The organism is Vibrio rhizosphaerae (assembly GCF_024347095.1).
Classification (GTDB): Bacteria; Pseudomonadota; Gammaproteobacteria; order Enterobacterales; family Vibrionaceae; genus Vibrio; species Vibrio rhizosphaerae.
Genome location: NZ_AP024903.1, coordinates 1,417,212 through 1,440,886, shown reverse-complemented (window position 1 = coordinate 1,440,886; position 23,675 = coordinate 1,417,212). Strand labels below are relative to the sequence as shown.

Here is a 23,675-nt window from a genome sequence, read left to right as displayed (position 1 = left end):
TGTTATGCCTCCACCGAGGCTTCTAATGTCTCCAGCCATTGATTAAATACGGGACATTTTTCTCTCATCGTTTGTATACCAATTCTTTGTGCAATCGTAATACCCATCGTTGTTTTGGGAAATTTACCACTCGCCGTCCACCCATTGAGACGTTTAGACGGTGCTGTTTCTGGACCATTATTGATTGACTCAGGCTCTCCACATTCAGTCAAAACATCTTTAACACCCTGCTCATCAATACCTAGTTCATTGGCTAGAACTTCACTATCTGAAAATAGTAGAGCTTCGAATTCATGCATGGCTACAAATGGAATAAAACGCTCTTCTGAACGTACATCTCCATACAGATCATTGACTGCCTGCTTTGTTGCTCGGTTTAAATGGTCAGCAATCTGCGCAGGCATTGAACCTACAGGTATATCGGTCAAACCAGGCCACTCTTTTGTGCCATAGTAATCAATGAAAGTAGTAACTAATGTATCCGTTCTCTGCTTGAGATGGTTACCAATATCTTGCTTCGCTCTGGTAAATCGGACATCCCCACCTTTTTGCCCAGGTTTACTAATTTGAGTCGCGAAAATAAATATATTTTTTAAAGCCAAGTACGGCTGAAGTACTCGTTCAATAAATACTTGCTCTGTTTTACCTTCGACAATTGCGTAAACATTAACGAACTTACTCATAACGAGGACCTCCCGCTATAACGTTTTTCGTCCAAAGTTCACCCACAGAGTAACTTTCCAGCCATTGAGAGAAATCTTTTTCGTTTAATCGTTCAAATGTTGAAGCACCATCTTTTCTGTTTACCACAACAATATCGTCGATGGAAAACTGATCAATTAATGCCGGTGACTGGGTAGCGACGATAACCTGAGTTCGCTGAGAAGCCTGCTGAATAAGCTCGGCCAAAACATCAATGGCAGCCGGGTGTAAACCAAGTTCTGGCTCATCAATGATGATCGTTGATGGCGGATTCGGCTGCAGTAACGCTGTTGCCAAGCAGATAAAGCGAATTGACCCATCTGACAAATGATAAGGCTGCATTGGATAGTCAGAGCCTTTCTGAAGCCAGCTAATATTTACTTTATCCTTAACACCAAAACTACGAGGTTTAAGTATAAAATCTTCAAAGAATGGAGTAACCAATCGGATTGAGTTAACAATATCTTTATATTCTTTCTCATAAGTCGATTTTAACTTTAATAGAAATGGCCCAATATTTGATGCATTGGTTCGCAAAACATCATCATCTTCTATGATTTCGTATTTACGCATAGGAGCAGTAGCACTGGTATCATGAAAATGATAAATCATCCATGAGGAAATCTCATCATAGACTGGTTTGGAATAACGAGCATCAGAACGATTTTCTTTAACTTCAACAACCATCTGCGATTTACCGTCATGGCTATTTCCTAACTCCCACCAACCATATTGGCTTCCTGAGTAATAGCGAGCTTCGCTTTCGATTGAACAACTATCTGAAGGTGTTGGAGCCAATGAAAAGCGAAAGCCTCGTGTTCCAAAACGGGTACTAAAGCTCATTTTAGGCGTTTCTTTTTCACCATTGAAAAGGAGATCACTTGCGCCACCGTTATCTGAGACATAGTCATTCAATTTCTCATTAATCAACGAACGAAGCATTTTGAAAAAAGAGATAAGGTTACTTTTGCCAGCACCATTTGCCCCCACAATAACATTGAGGTTTTTTAACTCAAAATCTTCTAAATCTTTAATCGATTTAAAACCTTTTATGGTTAGCTTGTCGAGTCGTGTACTCATCTCATCCCCTTAAATCGCTTTAACTTCAGTGTTTGGTGATAGCTGCTTAAGTACTTGCTCAATATTATCTTTCGTACTATCTAAAGCAAAACCTGCATCACGAAAAACTAAACGCAGTGGTTTAAATTGAGCCAGTTGTTTAACGAAGTTGTCGGTAATCCCCCCCTGTTTATCAAAACAAGCCACTAGAGAGTTGCTATCCACAAAGAATACTGTCTTTTCATCAATAACTTCACGACGAATAGGTAGCGTCAGATCGACGCCCCAATCTAGCATCACTTGGAAAAGTAGGTCTTCTTCGGTACGGTCTTCTTTGATATTGTCAACCAACTCAAATAGATCCGCTTGTGAAATAACATCCGGTTTGTAATAAACTTCAGCCATATTAGAACTATCGATTTTTAACACTCGATACCCATAGTCACATTTTATGCAACTATCATCATTAGCTAACTGAGCACCCGCTTTTTTTATACGTTCCTTAGTTATTTCTGAAATTGTTTTATAACCTTTTTTTAAAGCTACAGATTTATCTGAAGTTTTTTCTGGTATCTGAACAACAATAAACTTTCTGTTCATTCCATCTTTGGAATTTGCAGAAAATACCGCGTGTGCAGTGCTACCAGAGCCGGCAAAAAAGTCCAAAACGACGTCTCCATCATTTACACCAAAATAGTTAATTAAACGCTCTATATCTTTATAATTTTTCGGATTTTCAAAAACTTTACCTCCCATAAGTTTTTCAAATTCCATCGCAGACGTTTGAGCATAACTATAGTGAACTGATGTCATAACTTGACCTTCACTTTCAAATAAATATCTACACTGCCTTGGAAGAGTTGTTTCATCTTCGCCGAAAACCACCTTTCCTGTATTAACTTCTTCCCAAAACCTTTCTGGTTTTGAATAGCGCCATCCTCCATCAGGTACTTTACATGGCTTGTGTGTTTTAGGATGAATAACTTCATACTTAGGTCCACCACCGCCTGGCCAAGAAATATTACCATCATCTCGATAAGGTCCTTGAGAAGAAATTTTAGAGAATCGTCCAATTTGTTTATGAGGATGATCACTAGATAACTGATTATAGTATTTTCTCCATTCAGATTGGACGGCGTTCAAATCAGAATTATATTTTTTAATTAAACGTTGAAAAAAGATTTTCGCTTCATCTATCCCTGGTTTTGGTTCTCTTAAAATTATTTTATTATCTTGCAGAAAGGATTTATTTTTCGCATACACGAGCATATATTCATGTCCGACGGAAAAGTATTTTGCATCATTTTTTCGATTCTTATCCCATACTAAAACTGCAATTTGGTTATCTCGACCAAAAGTTTCGTCTAATATATAACTAAGATTTTTAAATTCTGCATCATCAATACTTATAACTAAAAAACCATCATTTTGAAGTAAGTTAAATGCCAACCTTATTCTCGAAAGAATCATATTTAACCAATCCGAATGAAATCGACCATTTGTTTCAGTGTTTGTAAGTAAACGATTACCTTCTTCATCGATTTGATTCGAACGTTCTATATAAGAATCAATATCCTCAGCAAAATCATCATTATAAATAAAATCATTACCCGTATTGTAAGGAGGATCGATATAGATCAACTTAACCTTATTTAGGTACGTTTCCTGAAGAAGTTTCAACGCATCTAGGTTATCCCCTTCAATAAACAGGTTCTGAGTATTATCAAAATCTATGCTCTCTTCCCGGCAAGGACGAAGCGTTTTTGCAATCGGTGCATTGGCCGTTAACAAAGCTTCTCGCTTACCCGGCCAATTTAATTGATAACGTTCTTGAGGTCCTTCGACGATATGTCGAGACAATTCCTGTTTTAAAAGGTCAAAATCAATCGCTTTACGCAGTTTCCCATCATCACCTTTAGATTCAGTAATACAATTCGGGAAGAGTTCAGCCAACTTATCTATATTTTGATCAACCAAACTAGGGCTGTGCATTTTTAGTTTATTCATTCTCTTTTACTCTAAATTCGTCTAATTCTTTCTGCTTGGTCGCGTTCTTTATCATTTACTCAAACAAAGCGTTAATTTGTAATTTCAGTTGATTGACTTGATGGTTAATCTCAACTTTACGGTTAAATTGTTTTTCTCTCTGAAGCTTGATTTTTGCTTGCGCTAACTGAGTCTGTAACACTTTAATTCCACGGATACGTTCTAGCTGAGTCTCTAGTTTTTCACCCTCTCGGGGCGGCACTGGCAGCAAACTACGCAGCAACTCTCGATGTAATCCACTCATGTTGACCACCAGCGGTAGTTTCTGACTCTGGAACGCTTCATCTTGTTTGGGTAATGGTATCCATTCACTAAAAAAGTACTCATCAATCACCATCACACTGTCATCGCGTTTGTTTGCTCTCTTATACGCCATAGCACATTGAATCATCGAACGCGACTCACTGCGAAAAACACGAAAGAAGACGGTAGAAGGTATCGCTTTATCTAGAGCCTCTAATACGGCTATATCCAGTGATTCACTTCCTTGTTTAAGCTGAATATCAAACACCTGAATTTCAGCCACATCCTCACTCTCAGCCACATTCAACGTTTCAGCAGACAATTTATAACGCCAGACAATGGACTCGACTTGCTCGACAAATATCTGCTTTACCGCGTTTGTCGGCTTCACTTGCTGGTAGATGGCTTCTTTTGCAACTTTTTGCCCCTGCTTTACACCATCTTTATCTGGAATACCTAATGCCGCTGCTGGTGGAAAAATAAAAGGAATAAAGTCCTTCTTTGGCACTGCTACGTTTACTTTAATTGGTGACATTCTAGTTATGCCCCCGAAGACTAACTTGTGGAAGCTTCACAACGACGATGAAATTAATCAGTTCGAAATCCTCTAAACCGGAGATCTCTCCTGTCAGTGCAGTCGTTGTTTTACCGCTAAACAAGCTCTTCACATCACTAGTTTGCTTGGTTTCTACCATTGAGCTCACAGCCAAATCAAGTAAATTGGAGTAACACTCCATATTTCGACCATCTTTAGTTGCATTATTGAACACATCACATGCTTGTCGGACTGGTTCGTCTTTACCTCTACATGCAGCACGAACTCGGTCCAAAAGTGGTTTCACTTGGGTATGGTTAACCACAACTTCTCCACTTTCTCCGATATAAACTAAGTAGTATGGATGAAGCCGATTTTGTTGGTTAATGTTAACGCTATGATTTCGATTTCTGAGTGCAAATATTACTCCAGGAATTAATCCTTTTTCAGGCTCAGCAGCAACTACTGCATGCATGCCGTTGGGGGCAGAATCCAATCCAGCATGATTCTTTTCTGTGCCATTTGCTTTGATGTATCCAAGCAGATCCATTCTAAATTCATTTAGCCCAAGATCCGTTATGGAGACTCCAACTTTGACATCTTCTAAATCAATCACTTCTTCCTGTAACTTTTTAAGCTGCTCTTTCCTATAAGCTACATCATTTGCCTGAGCTTTAAGTACGTTATCGTCCCCCGTCGCTGTGATATCTGAAATCACCATGCGGTTTTCGACTCGCTCTTTAAGATTAATGTATTCATCTAAACTGATATCTGGCCAGTAGTTAACAAGCTGAATGGCCTGGTTAGTTGAGCCAATACGATCGACGCGACCAAAGCGTTGAATTATCCTAACGGGATTCCAATGGATATCATAATTAATCAGATAATCGCAATCCTGAAGGTTTTGACCTTCAGATATACAGTCTGTCCCGATTAAAACATCTAATTCACATGGTTCATTTGGTAAAACTTGACGCTTTTCTTTTGAATGAGGGGAAAATAAGGTCAACAAACTTTGAAAGTCATAGGCTTTGTTTAACGTTGACTTAGCTGAGCTACTGCCGGTAACTTTACCGGTATGAATACCAAACTGCTGCTTAAACTCTTCTGCTAAATTTTCATATAAGTAATCAGCCGTATCCGCAAACGCCGTAAAAATCAGCACTTTTTTGTTACCTTGATTAAGCGGGTTAGCCCATTTATTCAAAATATGCTGTTTGAGGTGCTGAAGTTTTGCATCGTGGTTTGGTGGCAGCTTTTGCATCTCTGAGATCAAATCGCATATTACTTCAAGATCAGCTGATAAGTTATGCCCCCAAGACGGTAAATCCATATCTGCAAGATTGATTTTTACTTTTCCCCCAGTAGAGAAACCTTCTTCAAAATCATTAATATCTTCATCCCAATCATCACCCGATAGATTATTATCCTGCTCTTCTATAAAACCATCTTGTTCGAAACGTTTAAACGCTTCTATGTTGCTTAAAGCCTTTTCTAGCGTGTCTTGTAAGCCCTTTAACGTTAAGGTGAATGAATGTACGGAGCTTTCGAGTCGCTTAAGCAGATTAATAGTCATCAATCGCTGAAGGGCCTTTTCTCTATCAGCCTGGCGTAATTTACCTTTGCCCCCAACATCGGTGTCATACATTTCTTCGTATTTGGCTATTCTACTTGGCAAGATATAACTAATCGGACCATATACTGCCATTTTCAACTTAGACAACTGCGCAAAAATCTGATTGAAACCAATAACATCAGTTCTCTCGGTCAATGGAGGATGGAAAGATATGGGCTTCTTACGTTCAGGAAAATGACCAATATCTGCCGTATCGTAGAAGGTTTGAATATGTTTTCGAGAACGGGCAATAGTTACACTATCTAGAAGCTGGAAAAAATCAAAATCTAAAGTGTCTAATAGCGCATTCGCAGTACGGTCTTCTGGCTCTAAATCAGACCAGGCATTAAATGATTTCTGCGCGCGTTTAAAGATCTCTTCAATACTTCTTTGTGTCCCTATTTGCTCTCTAAGAATGCTTGAATCACCTTCATAAGCAAGGGCTAGCTGATTTCGTAAATCAGAAAACTTATTGTTTACTGGCGTTGCAGAGAGCATTAACACCTTTGTTTTCACTCCAGCACGAATAACTTTATTCATCAGTGCTTGGTAACGTGTTTCCTTGTCTTTATACACTTGGTTATTGCGAAAATTATGTGATTCATCAATCACAACAAGGTCGTAGTTACCCCAGTTAACTCGATCTAATGGGATACCTAAGGACTCTCCCTTTGTGCGCTGCAAATCAGTATGACAAAGAACATCGAAACTAAAACGGTCTCTCACAAAAGGGTTAGTCGTAAGATTTCGATTGTAATTAAGCCAATTCTCAGACAATTTTTTAGGACACAAAACTAAAACTGACTTATTACGGAGTTCATAGTACTTAACGACAGCCAATGCCGTAAATGTCTTACCCAAACCAACACTATCGGCCAAAATACAGCCATTATAGGTTTCTAGCTTGTTGATTATGCCGGTTGCTGCATCGCGTTGATAGTTAAATAACTTGTTCCAAATAAGACTATCTTGATATCCGGTTTTATCATTCGGTAATACATCTTCACTGATATCTTCCAGAAATTCACTGAAGATATTGTATAACAGCTGGAAATAAATACGTTCTGGTGAATTTTCTTGGTAAACAGTAGATATATGATTGACTAAACGATCAGTGACATCTTGAACTTTCTCGTTATCACTCCAAATTTGATCAAACATATTTATAAAAGCACTAGAAGCAGCCATCTCATCCATACAGGTAACGATATTTGAAACCGCATTACCCTTTTGATAGCCAAGATCGACGGCGGTAAAACCATACAAAGGCTGATAGACAGATTGATTTTCTAGAGACTGTACAGCGGCTAACGGCTGCATTGGTGAGCCTGTGGTGTTTGAACGAAATAACGCTTTTCTCTTAATCCAATCAGCACATTCACGCGCAATCGCTTTCTGTGTCAATTTATTCTTTAGTTGGATCTCAAATTCCGTTCCATAGAAACTCTTCTCGCGCTGTTCTTTAGGAATATGAAACTCTCGTTTTTCCTTTTTGAACTTATCGGTTACTTCTGATTCAACAAACGTTGGAGCCGTGAAAACAAACTCTAGAGATTCAATCTGTTCGAGCTCCTCTTTAAGTGCTTCATATGCATATATAGAGAAACATGACGCAGCTATTTTTAACTTTGTACCTGGCTTAAGTGAATCTCTTAAATCATCTCCAAGTAAATCATTAATGTTATCGATAATACGCATTAGCAATCCCCGTATGATTTCTGCCAACGAAGGAATGCTGGACGATGGCGATCTGTCCACTGAGTACAGATTACGTAAGACACCCCATCTCTTTGGGCTACTTTTGATGTGGAATATCGATTTCGTCCCTTGGCATCTTTCACTGCTATTCTTACATCTTCAGAGTGAACCGACTTTGTTGTTTTTAGGACAGGAAATGAGAGCCCAAAAGTATTTCGACAATATTCTAGCTGGGTAAGATTATCGATCTCCGAAACTGGAAGAACTTGCTCAACAAAATGTTGAATAATCTCCGTGATTTCTGCATTGGTTACAGTTTGCCCTACTAAGCCGTTACGATTTGAATCGCCATCTAGTGCTACTGGGAATGGAAACCCTTGAGTTTGTATTGCTTTCGCTAAAAATACATTGATTGCTAATTCTACCGGCAATCCTAACTCAGCAAAAATGCTGCCGGCCTTTTCAAGAAGTTCAGGATCGATATGTGTTTTCATTACTTGCTATCCATACAATTTGTAACTTTTGTATCATAGCAAAACTTCTCTCTAGTTACGAAAAAAGCTAGTAGAAAAACTGACAATCAAGTTTTAAGTCTATTCCAAGCTTTTTCGACATAACCTGATCAATATTCTCTAGATCAGTATTGATTGGGTTCTACCCAGATTTTACGGACACATCTAAAAAGAGGCATACTATGCCTAAAAGGAGTGTCTATGACCAAGCGAAGAAAATATTCTGCAGAATTCAAACGTGAAGCCGTTGCTCTGACTCAGCAACCGGGTGTGAGTTGTCGTCAGATAGCATTAGATATCGGCGTCAATCCTAACTTATTAAACCGTTGGAAGCGAGAAGCTGAGCAGTCACAAGATAAAGCATTTCAAGGCAGTGGCTCTCCTCGTGATGAAGAAATGGCGAGGTTAAAACGCGAATTAGCTAAAGTGAAAAAGGAACGTGATTTTTTGCGAGAAGCGGCAACGTTCTTCGCCAAAGAGTTACCGTAAAGTATCTTGCGATATCGCGTTGCCGCGATGTGTTTTCTGTTCGCCTCATGTGCCGTTGTTTGAGCGTCTCACCTAGTGGTTATTACGCTTGGGTGGAACGTCAGCCAAGTGCGCGAGTTCTTGCTAACGCAACATGATTAAAACGAATGCGCGAGATCCATGATGACAGCGGCGGCATTATCGGCGCACCACGTATGCACGAAGATCTACAAGCCGAAGGGGTGAAAGCGAGCTTAAATCGTGTAGCCAGACTGATGTCAGCGAATGGACTTTATGGCTGGCCGCGTAAAAAAGGTCGAGGGTCAAAGCGAAAGTCCGCACGTCCTGACGGTTTAAAGAATCATCTTGAGCGGGACTTTAATGCTTTGGAGCCAGAAACCAAATGGGTCACAGACATTACAGAAATTGGGACGCTTGAAGGGAAGCTTTATCTGTGTGTGGTGCTTGACCTGTTTAGCAAGCTCATCGTTGGCTGGTCGATGCATCATCGACAAGACCGTCATATGGTGATTCGAGCCGTCCAAATGGCGGTTTGGCAGCGTCAGGAAAGACATCATGTTATCTTACATTCAGATCGTGGCACACAATTTACCAGCGGAGACTATCAGCGCTTTCTCAAGCAAAAGAACCTAACCAGCAGCATGAGCGCTGTAGGCCATTGTGCAGATAACGCGGCTTGTGAAGGGTTCTTCGGTGTGATGAAACGGGAACGTATCAATTATCGACAATACCGGACGAGAGATGAAGCCAGAGCAGATATTTTTGATTATATCGAACGGTTTCATAATCCAAGAATGCGACGTAGACTAGCGAATCAAGATCGTCAGTTTACGTCTTTACTAAACCGTCCGTGAAAACGGGGTAGAACCCCTTCTTATATCAGAGATATATTTATCAGATAGTTAAGAAATTTATGAACCAAATTCAACTCTGCTCTTTTAAGCAAAAGTAATGCTAATTTTAAATACAGTATAAAAGCATTACTTTTAGCATTACAGAAAAAGTTAGTTTGGGATAGATACGATTAGGCAGGGTTTAACAATAAGTATTTGTTTTTAATAAATTTTAGTCAAGAAAAAAGACGCCCTTGGACGTCTTTTAACATGAATTTGGCGGTGAGTGAGAGATTCGAACTCTCGATACGTTGCCGTATACACACTTTCCAGGCGTGCTCCTTCAGCCACTCGGACAACTCACCGAATTGTTGAAATTATTGTTCCAACGGGGCGCTAATTTAATGATTCTTCGAAAGAAGGTCAAGGAGAAAAATCGTAAAAACCGCCCTTTGACAATCAAATGGTTATTAATTAACTGATTGGCCGATTATCTGAACAATCTGAAGCTGAAACCCTCAGCGAATCAGACATGATAATAACCGGGGACTCTGAACCAGCGCCGGCAACAATCAAGGAAGTAACCGTAAACAACCCCCATACCACAAGAAATCACCGCATTGGTAGATACAGCGGTAATGATTTGATCGGCTGTTGCCCCGACTACCCATAAGATTCCAACATAAACTGGTGATTGAAATGCCACATAGGCAAACAAATCACAAATATTCTTCATCCATCCGCTGGGAGAAATACGTCGGCCGGATCTCAAGACAAAATCACGGAAAAGCCCATACGGCCAGGCAATGGCAATATTCACCGGAATGGAAAGTAGTCTGGAAGATAACGACTGTTCCAGCGTCATTCCCGAGATAAACACCTCAATGCCCATGCCTGTTACAAAACAGAAAACCACCATAGCAAATGTATCAGCAGCTGCATGGCGAACACAAAAAGGCGCGCTATTTTTCATTTCATCTCACTTCAAAAAAGCAACATTATTTGTGCGCATTAGAACACAATAATTATGAAATTAATCACCATTTATTTAACTATTATTTGAACATATAACTGCATTTTAATTATTTATTCAGAATAAAAAACTACAAATTTCGAGTTATTACCAATTTGTAAAAACAGCAACAAAAATACAACAACCACCCAATATAACTGACTGTTTTTCAACAAACAGATCGGATGTCTCGCAACTTACTTCAATTTCAAATACCATAGCGATCCACCCACTGAATTGATTTGATCAAGCATGAATCTGACACTAACTGAAATTATTGCGTCGGTAGAACAACCCGAACAACTGCTCAATGAACATCAGATGACTGGTTTTATTGTCGCGCTTGCTGCAACACCCTATCTGATTTCGCCGGAAGAATGGCTCCCCTATCTTTGGGGTGGCAGTGACGTTGCACCGTTCGCAGAACCATCTCACCTTGAAATATACTGCCAACACGTTGTTCAACAATGGAACAGCGCTCGGGAACAACTCCTCAGTGGCTCTTGGCAATGGCCGACATCATGTCAGCTCGATGATGAAGAAATCGTTAATCAGGCGACCCGGGATTTCTGTGAGGGCATGTTACAAGGCTGGCAACTGACTAAGGATGATTGGGAAGCACTCATGCCACCAGAAACGGAAAATGGGGCGCTACTCGGCGGTGTGTTACTCTCGATGACCATCCTCTATGATCCAGAAACCTCTTTGGTGACATTAAACGAAGCGGGTGCGGATGCAATTGCCCAGTTTGAAGAGATTTATCAGGCGATGCCAATGATGCTATCCGGTCTCAGTCAGCGTGCGCTGGCGATTGCGGAATCTGACGATTAAGCCGGAGAGAATCGCAGATCAAAAAAGGAAGGTGACATCATCATCGCCTTCCTTTGTTATCATTCAATCCACATGAACGGATATGTTTATGCATTACCTTTGACAGAAAGGTTCAGCTGCTCAGCAAAATCTAACATACGGTTGAGCGGAATCAGAGACTTCACCCGAATGGATTCATCCACAAAGATTTCGTGCTCCTCTCCCCCGTCTCTGAGCGCTTGCTCAATCGCCTCAAGGCCATTCATCGCCATCCAAGGGCAATGGGCACAACTTCGGCATGTCGCGCCTGCACCGGCTGTTGGTGCCTCTATCAACTCTTTTTCCGGGACAAGCTGCTGCATCTTAAAGAAGATCCCTTTATCCGTTGCCACAATCATCTGTGGATGCGGTAACGCTTTCGCAGCTTTGATTAATTGGCTGGTTGAACCAACGGCATCCGCCAGTTCAACGACACTGGAGGGGGATTCCGGATGAACCAAAACCGCGGCTTCCGGATATAACGCTTTCATTTTTTTCAACGCATCCGCTGAAAACTCATCATGAACAATACACTCACCATGCCAGAGTAACATTTCAGCTCCGGTTTTATCGGCAATGTACCCACCCAGATGGCGATCTGGTCCCCAAATGATTTTTTTATCTTCCGAGTCAAGATGTTCGACAATCTCCAAAGCAATGCTCGACGTCACAACCCAATCGGCTCGGGCCTTAACGGCTGCAGAAGTATTCGCATACACCACGACCGTATGATCCGGGTGCGCGTCGCAGAAAGCTGAGAATTCATCGACAGGACAACCTAAGTCCAAAGAGCATTCGGCTTCTAATGTCGGCATTAAAATTCGTTTTTCCGGTGTCAGAATCTTCGCTGACTCCCCCATAAAACGTACGCCACAAATCAGCAGTACCTTGGCTGGATGTCGATTACCGAATTTTGCCATTTCCAGAGAATCACCGACAAATCCACCGGTTGCTTCAGCCAACGCCTGAATTTCAGGATCAGTATAGTAATGGGCAATCAAGACCGCTTCTTTCTCAATCAGAAGGCGCTTAATTTCATCAATATAAAAATCTTTTTGTTCTTTTGAGAGTTGTACCGGCTTCGGTGGGAATGGGTACACGGTTTCAATCTGTTCTGTGATATGGCTCATTGCCCTTGCTCTACGCAATTTCCAGTAATGAGCGCATTTTACACGCTCTTTACAACGTGTCAAAAGCCAGCCTGATAACAAATTGACAGAAAAGTTAATAAAAGGAGACCGATAACATAAAGGAGAACCGAGGTTCTCCTTTTGTGTATTCAGGATATAGACACTGACACCAACAGATTAAAGCCTTATCAAGACTATTTCACCATCGACCGCTTTGCTGACGCAGCAGAGGCCGTATCGGGATATTCATCAATCACCTGTTGATAGTACTGATTCGCTAGTTTGTCGTTTCTGCGCCGTTTCTCAACATCACCTAATTTGACTAATGCGTCTGCACGTTTATTTGATTTAGGAAAATCCAAAACAGCTTTAAAGCTTTCAACCGCTTTATCATCCTGCTGTTTGGCATAGTAAAGCTGCCCTAACCAGTAATGTGCATTTGGCGCAAAGTTAGATTTGGGAAAGTCACGCTGAAATTTGGTAAAGGCGTTGATCGCGCCAGCGTAGTCTCTCTTCTTCAGAATGAGATCGACTGCATTTTGATAAGCCATCTGCTCATTAGCATCTTCACTGTATGTCCCAGCAGACGCCGACTGACCATTATCTTTTGAACCGGATTGAGACTCTTGACTGTTCTTTGAATTGAGCTCTGCCCGAAGGCGGTCAATTTCAACAAACAACTCTCTCTGGCGAGAGAGCATCTGCCCCATATCGTGATCACTCTTTTCTAACTGACCACGTAGATGTTGAATGTCGGTTGCCATCTCATCGAGTTGCTGCTGCATTTGCGCACGTAAACGATTACTGTTTTGCAGAAGGCGTTCCAGACGTTCAACTCTTGTTTCAGGACTCATCGACGCTGTGTTTTGTTCAGCATTTTCACTTAAGTCCGATACTGGAGCGGGTGCAGCAAGTACAGGACTTGCTGCACTGACCAGTAACATAAGCACAATGTGTCGCTTTAGGTTACCGAGCATGTTTCACCAAACTTCTTCAGATTAGTAAACAATCACTGCACGACGGTTTTTAGCGTATGCAGCTTCGTTATGTCCACGAACTAATGGCTTTTCTTCGCCATAGCTAACAATTGACATTTGGCTAGTCTGTACACCCAGAGCCTGAAGATATTTATAGACGGCTTCTGCACGACGTTCACCCAACGCAATGTTGTACTCAGGCGTACCACGCTCATCAGCATGGCCTTCAATCGTTACATGAACGCTTGGGTGCTTACTCAGATAAGATGCATGAGTTGCCAGCATATCTTCATAATCTGATGCAATTGTTGAATTATCAAAAGCAAAGAATACGGTTTGCTCTTGCATAACCTTATCTTTTAGTTCCTGTTCAGAAAGCTTACCATCGTCAGTCACAGGAGATACAACAGTTGTATCTGTGCTATTTGCAGAACCGGATGTAGATTGGTTAGTCGTCGTCTCATTTCCTGAGGCATTCACTGCATCATCGCTTGAGCTACACGCAGTAACCGCGAGTACTGGTAGTGCAATCAACAGCCCTTTAAGAACTTTATTCAGTTGCATCTTCTTTTCCTTATTTTTTAATCATGACTCATTACAAAAACGGTGACCACGCCGGCGCTCTCACACGTCCGTTTGTTTCTGGTAACCTGGCTTTAAATCGTCCGTCAATAGAAACCATAGATAACACATTGGTTTTATTGTAGATCGAACTATAGATAACCATACCACCGTTAGGCGCAATACTTGGAGACTCATCGAGCAAAGTTCTTGTCAGAATTTGCACACTGCCAGTTTCCAAATCTTGCTTTGCCAAGTTAAATCCTGACTGGTTTTTATTCACCATAATCAAGAATTTCCCGTCAGGCGTAATCTGCCCACCTAAATTTTGTGAGCCCTGCCAAGTAAGACGATTTGTCACGCCAGTAGACAAATCTACTTTATATATCTGTGGTTTACCACCCCGATCTGAGGTAAATATCAGAGATTTTCCATCCGGATACCAAAAAGGCTCCGTATTATTTGATCTACCCCGCGTTATTTGACGAATTTTCTTGGTCGCCAGATCCATGATGTAGACCTGCAAACTCCCCGATTTCGACAAGACTAAGGCTAATGATTTACCATCAGGTGAAAATACTGGCGCGCCATTGTGACGAGGAAATGACGATATTTTTTCACGTTTACCGGTATAAATGTTCATGATGTAGATTTCAGCATGCCCATTCTGGAAACTCACATAAGCCAATTTCTTACCATCAGGAGACCATGCCGGAGACATGAGTGGCTGTTTAGAGCTGAGCACGAGCCGTTCATTGTAACCATCATAGTCTGAGATTCTCAGCTGATAGGGATACTTTTCATTATCATGAACAACAACATAAGCAATTCGGGTTAAAAATGCCCCTTTATCCCCGGTTAGTTTTTCATAAACTAAATCAGAAATTCGATGGGCATATTCACGGAGACGTTTCGGCGAAACCGTCGCAATATTATTGAGTAAGACATAATCTTTGGATTCAACGAGTTGGCCATCCTCAGTAAGAGATTGTCTTTTACCTTTCAACAATTGCGCCTGAACAATGTCAACCAACTGGTAATGAATGACATAATTACCTGCTGCATTTTGCTTAATCGTCCCGGTCAGTAATGAATCGACCCCGAGGCGAGTCCATGCATCCACATTGACAGCAGATTCGTCATAAGGTGTCTGAGGCATATTGCTGGTTGCAACAGGACTAAATTTACCACTTCGTTGTAAATCCGAAGCAACTACACCTGAAATATCCTCTGGTAATTGCTGCTTACCTTCCCATTGAAATGGGACGATCGCAATTGGTCTCGCTGAGTTAATCCCATCGGTAATCACGAGTTCTAATGCTGCATTGGCGGTGTGTATGCCTGATATTACGAGGAACATACAACTCAAAATCAATCGCTGTAACACAAGCTTTTCCTTTTCTCTGATACTTCAGTCAAAATTATATATTTGGCTCAACGGTTATATTAATGTCTTTCAGCTTATTAATCACATCCGGGTCATCCTTCGGTAAAGGGAAAGACGGAACCTGCGCAACCGCTCGCTGTGTCGCAGCACAAACAGCGGCGTCTCCCCCTAACACTTTCAAACTACCGACAATTGCACCTCTGCCCGTGGGAATAAGGTGCAAATTAACCCGACAATTTTTTCCTTGAAACGTATCTTCTACGCGTAGATTCTGCCGGATCAGCTGTTTATAGATTTCGCCGTAACGTCCAACTTCGCTGGCAATATATTGACTCCGGGCACTGGAGTTTTGTTGCTCTTCAGCCTGCAGACCGGAAAAAATATCATTTAAAGCAGCTTCCCGTTGCTTCCTTTCCTTCTCTAACTTTTCCAGACGCTCTTTTTCCTGTCGAGCCTTCTCAGCAGCAGCCTTTGCTGCTTTTTCCTTTGCCAAACGCTCCTGCTCCGCTTTCTGAGCCGCTTCACGCTCTTTGCGCGCTTTTTCTGCCGCTAATTTAGCAGCTTTCTCACGTTCAATTCGCTGCTGCTCAGCTTTTGCAATTTCAGCCTCTTTGGCTTTCCTTGCAGCTTCAGCTTTTGCTGCACGCTGTTCTTCAGCAATTCGCTCTTGTTCTTTCTGCTTACGCTGTTGCTCTGCTTCTCTGGCTGCCTTTGCCTCACGGGCTTGCTGTTCTTTTAACTGCCGGATTCGCTCTTCTTCAGCTCTGCGGTTCTCTTCAAGACGTTCACTTTCACGTCTTAAACGATCAAGACGCTCTTTTTCTTTCCGAGCCGCCGCTTCCCGGGTCGACTTAATCTGTTGTGCCTGTTGATGCACCAGTGCAGGGTCAATCACGACCGCCTGAACCATATTACCCGTCGGTTGTGGTTTCTCTTGATAAAACTGACCGCCCCAAAGCAATAAGCCAATTAAAATCGCGTGCAACACGATAGAAATTATCAGTGGTTTTGTAAAACCTGAGCGCTTGTCTTCTCTCTTTTTCATGAAGGTTATACTGCTTATTCCCTGATATCTGTTAACAAACCAACCTTTGGAACACCGGCTTTACTCAGCTCGTCCAGCACATGCACAATCTCCGCATAGGGGCTCGTCGCCTCACCACCGACAGCAACAGGTGAACCGGGATGTAAACTCAGTTCAGCTTTGACCAGAACAATTGCATCCTGTAAGGATAGTCCCCGTTTGAAAGGTTCATTATTGATACTAACGCCCAAACTGCCTTCTTTGTTGATTTCTACAATAATGAAGCCACCATCGTCACCGACTAAGTCGGACGCAGGTTTTGCGGTTTCTGTTTTTGGTAGTTCAACATCGACGCCCTGAGTGATGAAAGGAGATGTCACCATAAAAATGATCAACAAAACCAACATCACATCGATATAGGGTACCACATTAATTTCTGCGGTCATTTTACGCTTTTTTGGTTGGTAACCCGCCATAAAGCTTACTCCCTACCAGTCATTGCCTGACGATGAAGAATACTATGAAACTCCTCAGAGAATGTCGCGTAATTCATTTCAAGTTTACTGACAACTGTTGTCAGTCGGTTGTATGCCATAACCGCAGGGATAGCGGCAAAAAGCCCCATCGCCGTTGCAACCAACGCTTCGGCAATACCGGGAGCAACCATTGCTAATGTTGCTTGTTTTACCGCACCTAACGCAATAAATGCATGCATAATCCCCCACACGGTACCAAATAAGCCAATGTAAGGGCTAATTGAACCGACTGTCGCCAGAAACGGGAGGTGAGTTTCCAATGATTCAACTTCTCGGGAAACAGCTACACGCATCGCTCTCGCTGTACCATCCATTACAAAGTTGGCTTCCGCTGCATGGTTTTTTCTGAGTCGGGCAAATTCAGTAAAACCAGAATAAAAGATTTCTTCACTGCCGCTCAGCTGGTCTTTTCTACTTTTTACATCTTGATATAAAACGGCCAAATCCGTTCCAGACCAGAAACGGTCCTCAAATGAAGCGGCTTGCTTTTCAGCAGCCGATAATGCTTTGGTTCTTTTAAAAATCATCGCCCATGACATGATCGACATGCCTAAGAGAATCATCATCACCACTTTGACTAGAAAACTAGCCTGTAAAAAAAGATCAAGTATCGAAATTTCAGCACTCACTGTTACTTCTCCGAAAATACCGCGTCGGGAATACCTTGGGGTTTCATTCTTTGCATGTCAATACATGCTACCTTAACTATTGCTCGACACAATACCTCTTCACGAGGATTAACCAGCTCCTGACAGAATATTAAAGAAGCCTTTTTTTTCTCGGTCAACTGAGTTAAGACGACTAAGTTATCATCCAGACGCGCTGCTTTCAGAAAATCAATCTCCATGCTTCGGACCACAAAGCCAATATTTTGTTCCAATAACTCTCGTTGGGCTATCCCCTGCTCTCTAAGCATTTCTGTCCGGCCGCGTTCAAAAAATTTAAGATAGTTTGAGTGGTATACAACACCACCGGCATCAGTATCTTCATAATAGATCGTTACAGGAAATCGGGAAAAAGCTGATTTAGAATGATGCACTTAACGTCCCTCAACGAATTCACATAAGCGCTTACTATAACGCAACTCAAACACTTTCGCATGAGTGAGACGGGATGAATTTTTATTTTTTGGACAAAAAACGCAGCCATACGGCTGCGTTTTCTTTCACGATAGGGATACTAGGTGCTATGCATTCAGTTTATTCGAATCAAACTGAAATAAATTAATATGCATCCGGCAATATATGGTGAAAATAGAATCTGCCAAAACCATCGTCTCGGCTTAAAACCGACACCAAAGATCATGCTCGCACAGATAGCCAAGATGAGCAGAGCAACAACCGTCAAATTAAAACCGCCAATTGTTGCTGCATAGGCCTGCGGATTCCACATCAGTAACGCAACATGATAGAAAGCAAGGCCCATCAATAATATCCGATAGAAAATATGATTAATGGGTCGATGCCACTGCGCAACTAAGGCAGAAAAATCATTCACTATCTTTATCCATCATCTCTGTATGTTCTAACCACAACGCATTAATGATGCCGAAAGAACAAGCCAGTAAGACGCCTAGAATCCATGCAAAATACCACATAACTTAGCTCCTCGTTAATAAAGTGAATTTTTGTTGTCTTCAACATACTTATTATTCAGACGACCAAACATTTTATAGTACGTCCAACAAGTATATCCGAGAATAATGGGTACCATCACGAAGGCAATCCCCGTCATCAGTTGCAACGTCAATTCACTAGATGTTGAATCCCACATGGTCAGACTATTACTTGGTGCCAAGCTTGAAGGCATGATGAATGGGAACATCGCAAACCCGGCAGTAAAAATAATACCAGCGTTCGTCAAACTCGATGCAATAAATGCAATACCGCCTTTTTCCATGCGAGAAGCAAGGACAGCAATCAATGGCATTGCTGTACCAAGAACAGGCGCCAGCCATAACAATGGATATTGATTGAAGTTTGCCATCCACGCACCAGACTCACGCGCGACTTCTTTATTCAATGGATTTGATGACGCGAGATGATCCATAGTACTGGTGATCACATAGCCATCAATATGCTGAACCCAAAAACCAGCGGCAACAAAAAGAACAGCGACAAGTACCCCACAGAGTTGAGCAACGCTACGAGCACGTGTGTGGACTGCATCAGATGTTTTCATTTGTAACCAAGATGCACCTTGGAGCACGATCATCAGGACGCTGACCAAACCACATACAATACCAAATGGATTGAGCAGCCCGAAGAATGAACCGTGATAAGTCGGCATCAGGAATTCATTCAGTTCAAAAGGAACACCCTGTAATAGGTTACCGAACGCAACACCAATAATGAGTGGAGGAACAAATCCACTGACAGAGATACAGATATCCCAAATATTACGCCATTTGGTATCTTCAATCTTTGAACGATAATCAAGCCCAACAGGACGCAGCCATAAAGCAGCTAAGGTTACAATCATCGCAAGATAGAAACCGGAAAACGATGTTGCATAGACTAAAGGCCACGCCGCAAATAATGCACCACCAGCAGTAATCAACCATACTTGGTTACCATCCCAGTGAGGTGCAATTGAGTTAATCATGACTCGACGTTCAGTGTCATTTTTCCCGATGATCGGTACTAATGCACCGACCCCCATATCGAATCCATCTGCAATAGCGAAGCCGACAAACAGCACACCAATCAGGATCCACCAGATAAATCGTAAGATTTCGTAATCCATAATATTCTTCTCCTCGCCTTAAGCTTCGACCTGACGGTTAACTTGATCTGTTGCTGAAGTTGCATTTTGCTCAAAATGATAACGGCCAGTTTTCAAACTACTTGGACCTTTGCGAGCAAATTTCACCATCAGGTAAACCTCGGCAACAAGAAACGCTGTATATAGAGCAAGAATTGCAAGCAGGGAGATAACCAGATCACTGACACTCAATGCAGAATTCGCGATATGTACAGGGAGAATCTCACCGACAGCCCATGGCTGACGACCATATTCTGCAACAAACCAGCCAGCTTCAACCCCAATCCACGGTAGCGGGATACTGTAAAGCGCGGCTTTGAGCACCCAGTTTTTCTGCTCAATTTTCTGACGACATGTCTGAATAAATGCAGCAACGAAGACAACCAACATGATGACACCACAAGCAACCATGATCCGGAACGACCAGAACAATGGCCAAACGGTTGGCAGAGAATCATCAGCAGCGGCCTGAATCTGTTCTTCTGACGCATTGGCGACATCATCGGTATAGCGTTTCAGTAACATGCCATAACCCAGATCAGATTTTACTTCATCAAAGGCATCACGGTTCACCTCGGAAGTATCACCCGCACGTAATTTCTGGAGCAGCTCATACGCATACATCCCATTACGAATCCGTTCTAAGTGTTCTTCACGTAAATCACTCAAACCTTTGACCGGCGTATCCAGAGAGCGAGTAGCGATAATCCCCATCACATAAGGAATCTTAATCGCAAAATCGGTATGCATTGAATCCTGATTCGGGAAACCAAACAGTGTAAACGATGCTGGCGCTTCTTCTGTGTGCCATTCTGCTTCAATTGCAGCCAATTTTGCTTTCTGAACATCGCCCAGCTCGTAACCGGATTCATCACCCAGGACGATAACGGAAAGAATCGCAGCCATCCCAAATGATGCAGCGACAGTAAATGAGCGACGAGCAAAAGCAATATCACGGCCTTTAAGCAGATAATAAGCACTCACCCCTAAAACAAACATTGCACCAGTCACGTAACCCGAGGCGACCGTGTGAACAAATTTCACCTGCGCGACAGGGTTCAGAACAACTTCAGCAAAGCTCACCATTTCCATACGCATGGTTTCGAAGTTAAAGTCTGAACCAACTGGGTTTTGCATCCAGCCATTGGCGACAAGAATCCAAAGCGCAGAGAAGTTAGAACCTAAAGCAACAAGCCATGTTGTCACCAAATGTTGACGTTTTGAAAGTCGGTCCCATCCGAAAAAGAACAAACCAACAAATGTTGATTCAAGGAAGAAAGCAACTAACGCTTCGATGGCAAGAGGAGCACCAAAAATGTCGCCAACGTAGTGCGAGTAATACGACCAGTTTGTACCAAACTGAAATTCCATTGTTAGCCCTGTCGCAACGCCCAGAGCAAAGTTAATCCCGAACAGCTTACCCCAGAATTTTGTCATATCCTTGTAGATTTGCTTATCGGTCATCACATAAAGTGACTCCATGATAGCGAGTAAAAACGTCATCCCTAGAGTCAGAGGAACAAACAGGAAGTGATACATCGCAGTAAGCGCGAACTGCAACCGCGATAGAACAACTATGTCAATCATGATAACTCCTTTGTGTCGGCTGAAAGACACCACTCAGATTAAAGCAACCAAATTTTATCAATTCATACCTGTCAAAAAATGCTAGAAAAGCAGAATATTTGTTACATCAACGTGTATTTTTATTTGAATAAATATTAATCAAGTAAAATACATATTGCCGAAATACTACTTTCAAACGCGTAAGCTTTCAAAGGGTTTATCTACAAGGCTTGTCTTGATTTAGATCAAGTTTCACGTGCGGTGAACCAGTAAAAAAACAACAAAATGATTGAGATCAAAATAAGGGGGAGTTAATTGATATTTTTTTGTAACAAATAGATTTTGCTCACTCAATAAACACACAAATAATTAACATGAAGCTTAAGTTTGCAATCTATTTGTTACCTGGGAAATTTTCATAAATGAGATATTTATCACACAAGAGAATCTGTTTATTATTCCAATCATCCATGAAACATTATTTTTCGAATCCGAAATGCAAATAAGCTCTTTCTGTTGCAATCCGTCCTCTTGGTGTTCGCTGCAAATACCCCTGCTGAATCAGGTACGGCTCTAAGACATCTTCTATTGTATCTTTTTCTTCACCAATTGCAGCAGCAAGATTATCTAAACCGACCGGCCCTCCGGAAAACTTTTCAATAATTGTGAGCAACAGCTTGCGATCCATAAAATCAAATCCCTGTACATCGACATCAAGCATGTTGAGCGCATTATCTGCCGTATCTGCACATATGTTACCGTCGCCCTTCACTTCAGCATAGTCTCTGACGCGTCGCAATAACCGATTGGCAATCCGAGGAGTACCTCGGGAACGACGAGCAACTTCCAGAGCCCCTTCCGGTTCAATCGACAGCGATAAGCATTCTGCACTTCTCTGGACAATATTTTGCAAATCACCAACCTGATAATATTCAAGCCGCTGAACAATACCAAAGCGGTCACGCAGTGGTGACGTCAAAGAGCCGGCTCGGGTGGTGGCACCAATCAGGGTAAAAGGCGGCAGATCAATTTTAATGGAGCGAGCCGCGGGCCCTTCACCAATCATAATATCGAGTTGATAGTCTTCCATAGCCGGATAAAGCACCTCTTCAACCACAGGGCTCAAGCGATGGATCTCATCAATGAACAAAACATCATTTTCTTCAAGATTGGTTAACAAAGCCGCCAAGTCACCGGCTTTTTCTAGCACCGGTCCTGATGTTGTCCGGATATTCACACCCATTTCATTAGCGACGATATTGGCTAATGTGGTTTTCCCCAGCCCCGGCGGACCAAAGATAAGCAGATGGTCTAACGCCTCTTGACGACGCTGAGCCGCTTCTATGAAAATTTCCATCTGATTGCGCACATGATCTTGCCCCTGATAATCGGCCAATAGCTTCGGCCGTATCGCACGATCAATCAATTCATCATCTTTAAACGGTGCACTCACCGGTGTTACAAAACGATCCGCTTCAATCATACCATTGCTCTTAATGCTTCTTTAATGAGCGTTTCGCTACTCATCCCGGGTTGGGCAACCTGAGCAACGATTTTAGAGGCTTGCTGAGGTTTATAACCCAGCGTTAACAACGCACTCACAGCTTCTTCTTCAGCATGGTTCGGTGCTTCCTGTGGCCGCATTGGTGCAGCATCCTGAACTAATTCAAATTCATGAATCTCAGAGGTCGGGAAAGCCGCAAGGCGATCTTTCATTTCAACCACCAAACGCTCTGCAGTTTTCTTACCGACACCCGGTAGTTTAATCAACATGGAAACATCTTCGCGTTTGACACATTCAACAAACTGACTCGCCGTCATGCCAGATAGAATTGCCAATCCAAGCTTGGGACCAACCCCATTTGCTTTGATCACTTCACGGAACAGCGCCCGTTCCGCTTTGCTGTTGAACCCATATAAAAGTTGAGCATCTTCCCGAACCACAAAATGCGTATAAATAATCGCCTCTTGTTCTGTGTCAGGTAATTCATAAAAGCAACTCATTGGCATCTGAACTTCATAGCCAACCCCACCAGCCTCAATTAAAACTTCCGGTGGCTGCTTTTCCAGCAGAATGCCTCTAAGACGTCCAATCACGATTTTTCCTTTTTCATCTATGTTGAGTCTGGTTGATCATA

At 42.1% G+C, this 23,675-nt stretch carries 22 protein-coding genes, 1 tRNA gene and 1 pseudogene; 2 read left to right on the top strand and 22 right to left on the bottom strand.

Features of this window, described 5'->3' with window-relative positions:
- Positions 1–2: 2 nt before the first annotated feature.
- From OCV37_RS06190 to OCV37_RS06165, 6 genes are read right to left on the bottom strand one after another with little or no spacing between them, the layout of a single operon-like run.
- The gene (locus OCV37_RS06190; protein ID WP_038178651.1) at positions 3–683 is read right to left on the bottom strand and encodes a DUF4276 family protein; all 681 of its coding nucleotides are present in this window, start codon (positions 681–683) and stop codon (positions 3–5) included.
- On the bottom strand, positions 676–1,782 hold the full coding sequence (locus OCV37_RS06185; RefSeq protein WP_038178650.1) for an AAA family ATPase: 1,107 nt from the start codon (positions 1,780–1,782) through the stop codon (positions 676–678). The genes OCV37_RS06190 and OCV37_RS06185 overlap by 8 nt, the downstream gene beginning before the upstream one ends.
- A 9-nt stretch (positions 1,783–1,791) precedes the next feature.
- On the bottom strand, positions 1,792–3,768 hold the full coding sequence (locus OCV37_RS06180; RefSeq protein WP_038178648.1) for a site-specific DNA-methyltransferase: 1,977 nt from the start codon (positions 3,766–3,768) through the stop codon (positions 1,792–1,794).
- 55 nt (positions 3,769–3,823) lie between these two features.
- Positions 3,824–4,585 (bottom strand): DUF4391 domain-containing protein, encoded by a 762-nt coding sequence (locus tag OCV37_RS06175; protein ID WP_051680340.1) that lies wholly within the window; start codon positions 4,583–4,585, stop codon positions 3,824–3,826.
- Between the two features lies 1 nt (position 4,586).
- Complete coding sequence (locus OCV37_RS06170) at positions 4,587–7,898, bottom strand: helicase-related protein (RefSeq protein ID WP_038178646.1); 3,312 nt, start codon at positions 7,896–7,898, stop codon at positions 4,587–4,589.
- The gene (locus OCV37_RS06165; protein ID WP_038178644.1) at positions 7,898–8,392 is read right to left on the bottom strand and encodes a type II toxin-antitoxin system RelB/DinJ family antitoxin; all 495 of its coding nucleotides are present in this window, start codon (positions 8,390–8,392) and stop codon (positions 7,898–7,900) included. Before OCV37_RS06165 ends, OCV37_RS06170 begins: the two co-directional genes overlap by 1 nt.
- A 219-nt stretch (positions 8,393–8,611) precedes the next feature.
- Here OCV37_RS06165 and OCV37_RS06160 point away from each other — a divergent pair.
- Positions 8,612–9,764, top strand: a pseudogene (locus OCV37_RS06160) (IS3 family transposase).
- A 245-nt stretch (positions 9,765–10,009) separates the two neighbouring features.
- Here the strand turns inward: OCV37_RS06160 and OCV37_RS06155 are convergent.
- Positions 10,010–10,097: transfer RNA gene (locus OCV37_RS06155), tRNA-Ser, on the bottom strand.
- Positions 10,098–10,258: 161 nt separating this feature from the next.
- On the bottom strand, positions 10,259–10,705 hold the full coding sequence (locus tag OCV37_RS06150) for an L-alanine exporter AlaE (protein WP_038178638.1): 447 nt from the start codon (positions 10,703–10,705) through the stop codon (positions 10,259–10,261).
- 297 nt (positions 10,706–11,002) lie between these two features.
- On the opposite strand from OCV37_RS06150, the gene OCV37_RS06145 reads away from it, so the two are divergent.
- The gene (locus tag OCV37_RS06145; protein WP_038178688.1) at positions 11,003–11,575 is read left to right on the top strand and encodes a UPF0149 family protein; all 573 of its coding nucleotides are present in this window, start codon (positions 11,003–11,005) and stop codon (positions 11,573–11,575) included.
- Between the two features lie 86 nt (positions 11,576–11,661).
- Here the strand turns inward: OCV37_RS06145 and nadA are convergent, their stop codons facing one another.
- From nadA to ruvA, 14 genes are all read right to left on the bottom strand, one after another.
- Positions 11,662–12,723 (bottom strand): quinolinate synthase NadA, encoded by a 1,062-nt coding sequence (gene nadA / locus OCV37_RS06140; RefSeq protein ID WP_038178636.1) that lies wholly within the window; start codon positions 12,721–12,723, stop codon positions 11,662–11,664.
- A 194-nt stretch (positions 12,724–12,917) separates the two neighbouring features.
- Positions 12,918–13,700 (bottom strand): tol-pal system protein YbgF, encoded by a 783-nt coding sequence (ybgF, locus tag OCV37_RS06135; protein ID WP_038178634.1) that lies wholly within the window; start codon positions 13,698–13,700, stop codon positions 12,918–12,920.
- Between the two features lie 21 nt (positions 13,701–13,721).
- Complete coding sequence (pal, locus tag OCV37_RS06130) at positions 13,722–14,264, bottom strand: peptidoglycan-associated lipoprotein Pal (protein WP_038178632.1); 543 nt, start codon at positions 14,262–14,264, stop codon at positions 13,722–13,724.
- 31 nt (positions 14,265–14,295) lie between these two features.
- Positions 14,296–15,648, bottom strand: a complete 1,353-nt coding sequence (tolB, locus tag OCV37_RS06125; RefSeq protein ID WP_038178630.1) for a Tol-Pal system beta propeller repeat protein TolB — start codon at positions 15,646–15,648, stop codon at positions 14,296–14,298.
- 34 nt (positions 15,649–15,682) lie between these two features.
- Positions 15,683–16,693, bottom strand: coding sequence for a cell envelope integrity protein TolA (gene tolA, locus OCV37_RS06120; protein WP_038178629.1), 1,011 nt, complete (start codon positions 16,691–16,693; stop codon positions 15,683–15,685).
- 14 nt (positions 16,694–16,707) lie between these two features.
- A complete protein-coding gene (locus OCV37_RS06115; protein WP_038178628.1) occupies positions 16,708–17,148 on the bottom strand; it encodes an ExbD/TolR family protein in 441 nt (146 codons plus the stop codon).
- A gap of 5 nt (positions 17,149–17,153) precedes the next feature.
- A complete protein-coding gene (gene tolQ / locus OCV37_RS06110; RefSeq protein WP_038178627.1) occupies positions 17,154–17,837 on the bottom strand; it encodes a protein TolQ in 684 nt (227 codons plus the stop codon).
- Between the two features lie 2 nt (positions 17,838–17,839).
- Positions 17,840–18,247, bottom strand: a complete 408-nt coding sequence (ybgC, locus tag OCV37_RS06105; protein ID WP_038178626.1) for a tol-pal system-associated acyl-CoA thioesterase — start codon at positions 18,245–18,247, stop codon at positions 17,840–17,842.
- A gap of 155 nt (positions 18,248–18,402) precedes the next feature.
- Entirely contained in the window at positions 18,403–18,705 is a 303-nt protein-coding gene (gene ybgE, locus OCV37_RS06100) for a cyd operon protein YbgE (RefSeq protein WP_038178625.1), read from the bottom strand.
- A complete protein-coding gene (gene cydX / locus OCV37_RS06095) occupies positions 18,698–18,805 on the bottom strand; it encodes a cytochrome bd-I oxidase subunit CydX (RefSeq protein WP_038178624.1) in 108 nt (35 codons plus the stop codon). The genes ybgE and cydX overlap by 8 nt, the downstream gene beginning before the upstream one ends.
- A 14-nt stretch (positions 18,806–18,819) precedes the next feature.
- Positions 18,820–19,956 (bottom strand): cytochrome d ubiquinol oxidase subunit II, encoded by a 1,137-nt coding sequence (gene cydB, locus OCV37_RS06090; protein WP_038178622.1) that lies wholly within the window; start codon positions 19,954–19,956, stop codon positions 18,820–18,822.
- Positions 19,957–19,971: 15 nt separating this feature from the next.
- Positions 19,972–21,558 (bottom strand): cytochrome ubiquinol oxidase subunit I, encoded by a 1,587-nt coding sequence (cydA, locus tag OCV37_RS06085; protein ID WP_038178620.1) that lies wholly within the window; start codon positions 21,556–21,558, stop codon positions 19,972–19,974.
- A 457-nt stretch (positions 21,559–22,015) separates the two neighbouring features.
- Positions 22,016–23,020: a Holliday junction branch migration DNA helicase RuvB gene (gene ruvB / locus OCV37_RS06080; protein WP_038178618.1), complete on the bottom strand. Its 1,005-nt coding sequence runs from the start codon at positions 23,018–23,020 to the stop codon at positions 22,016–22,018.
- The gene (gene ruvA, locus OCV37_RS06075) at positions 23,017–23,634 is read right to left on the bottom strand and encodes a Holliday junction branch migration protein RuvA (RefSeq protein ID WP_038178616.1); all 618 of its coding nucleotides are present in this window, start codon (positions 23,632–23,634) and stop codon (positions 23,017–23,019) included. The genes ruvB and ruvA overlap by 4 nt, the downstream gene beginning before the upstream one ends.
- Positions 23,635–23,675: the final 41 nt, after the last annotated feature.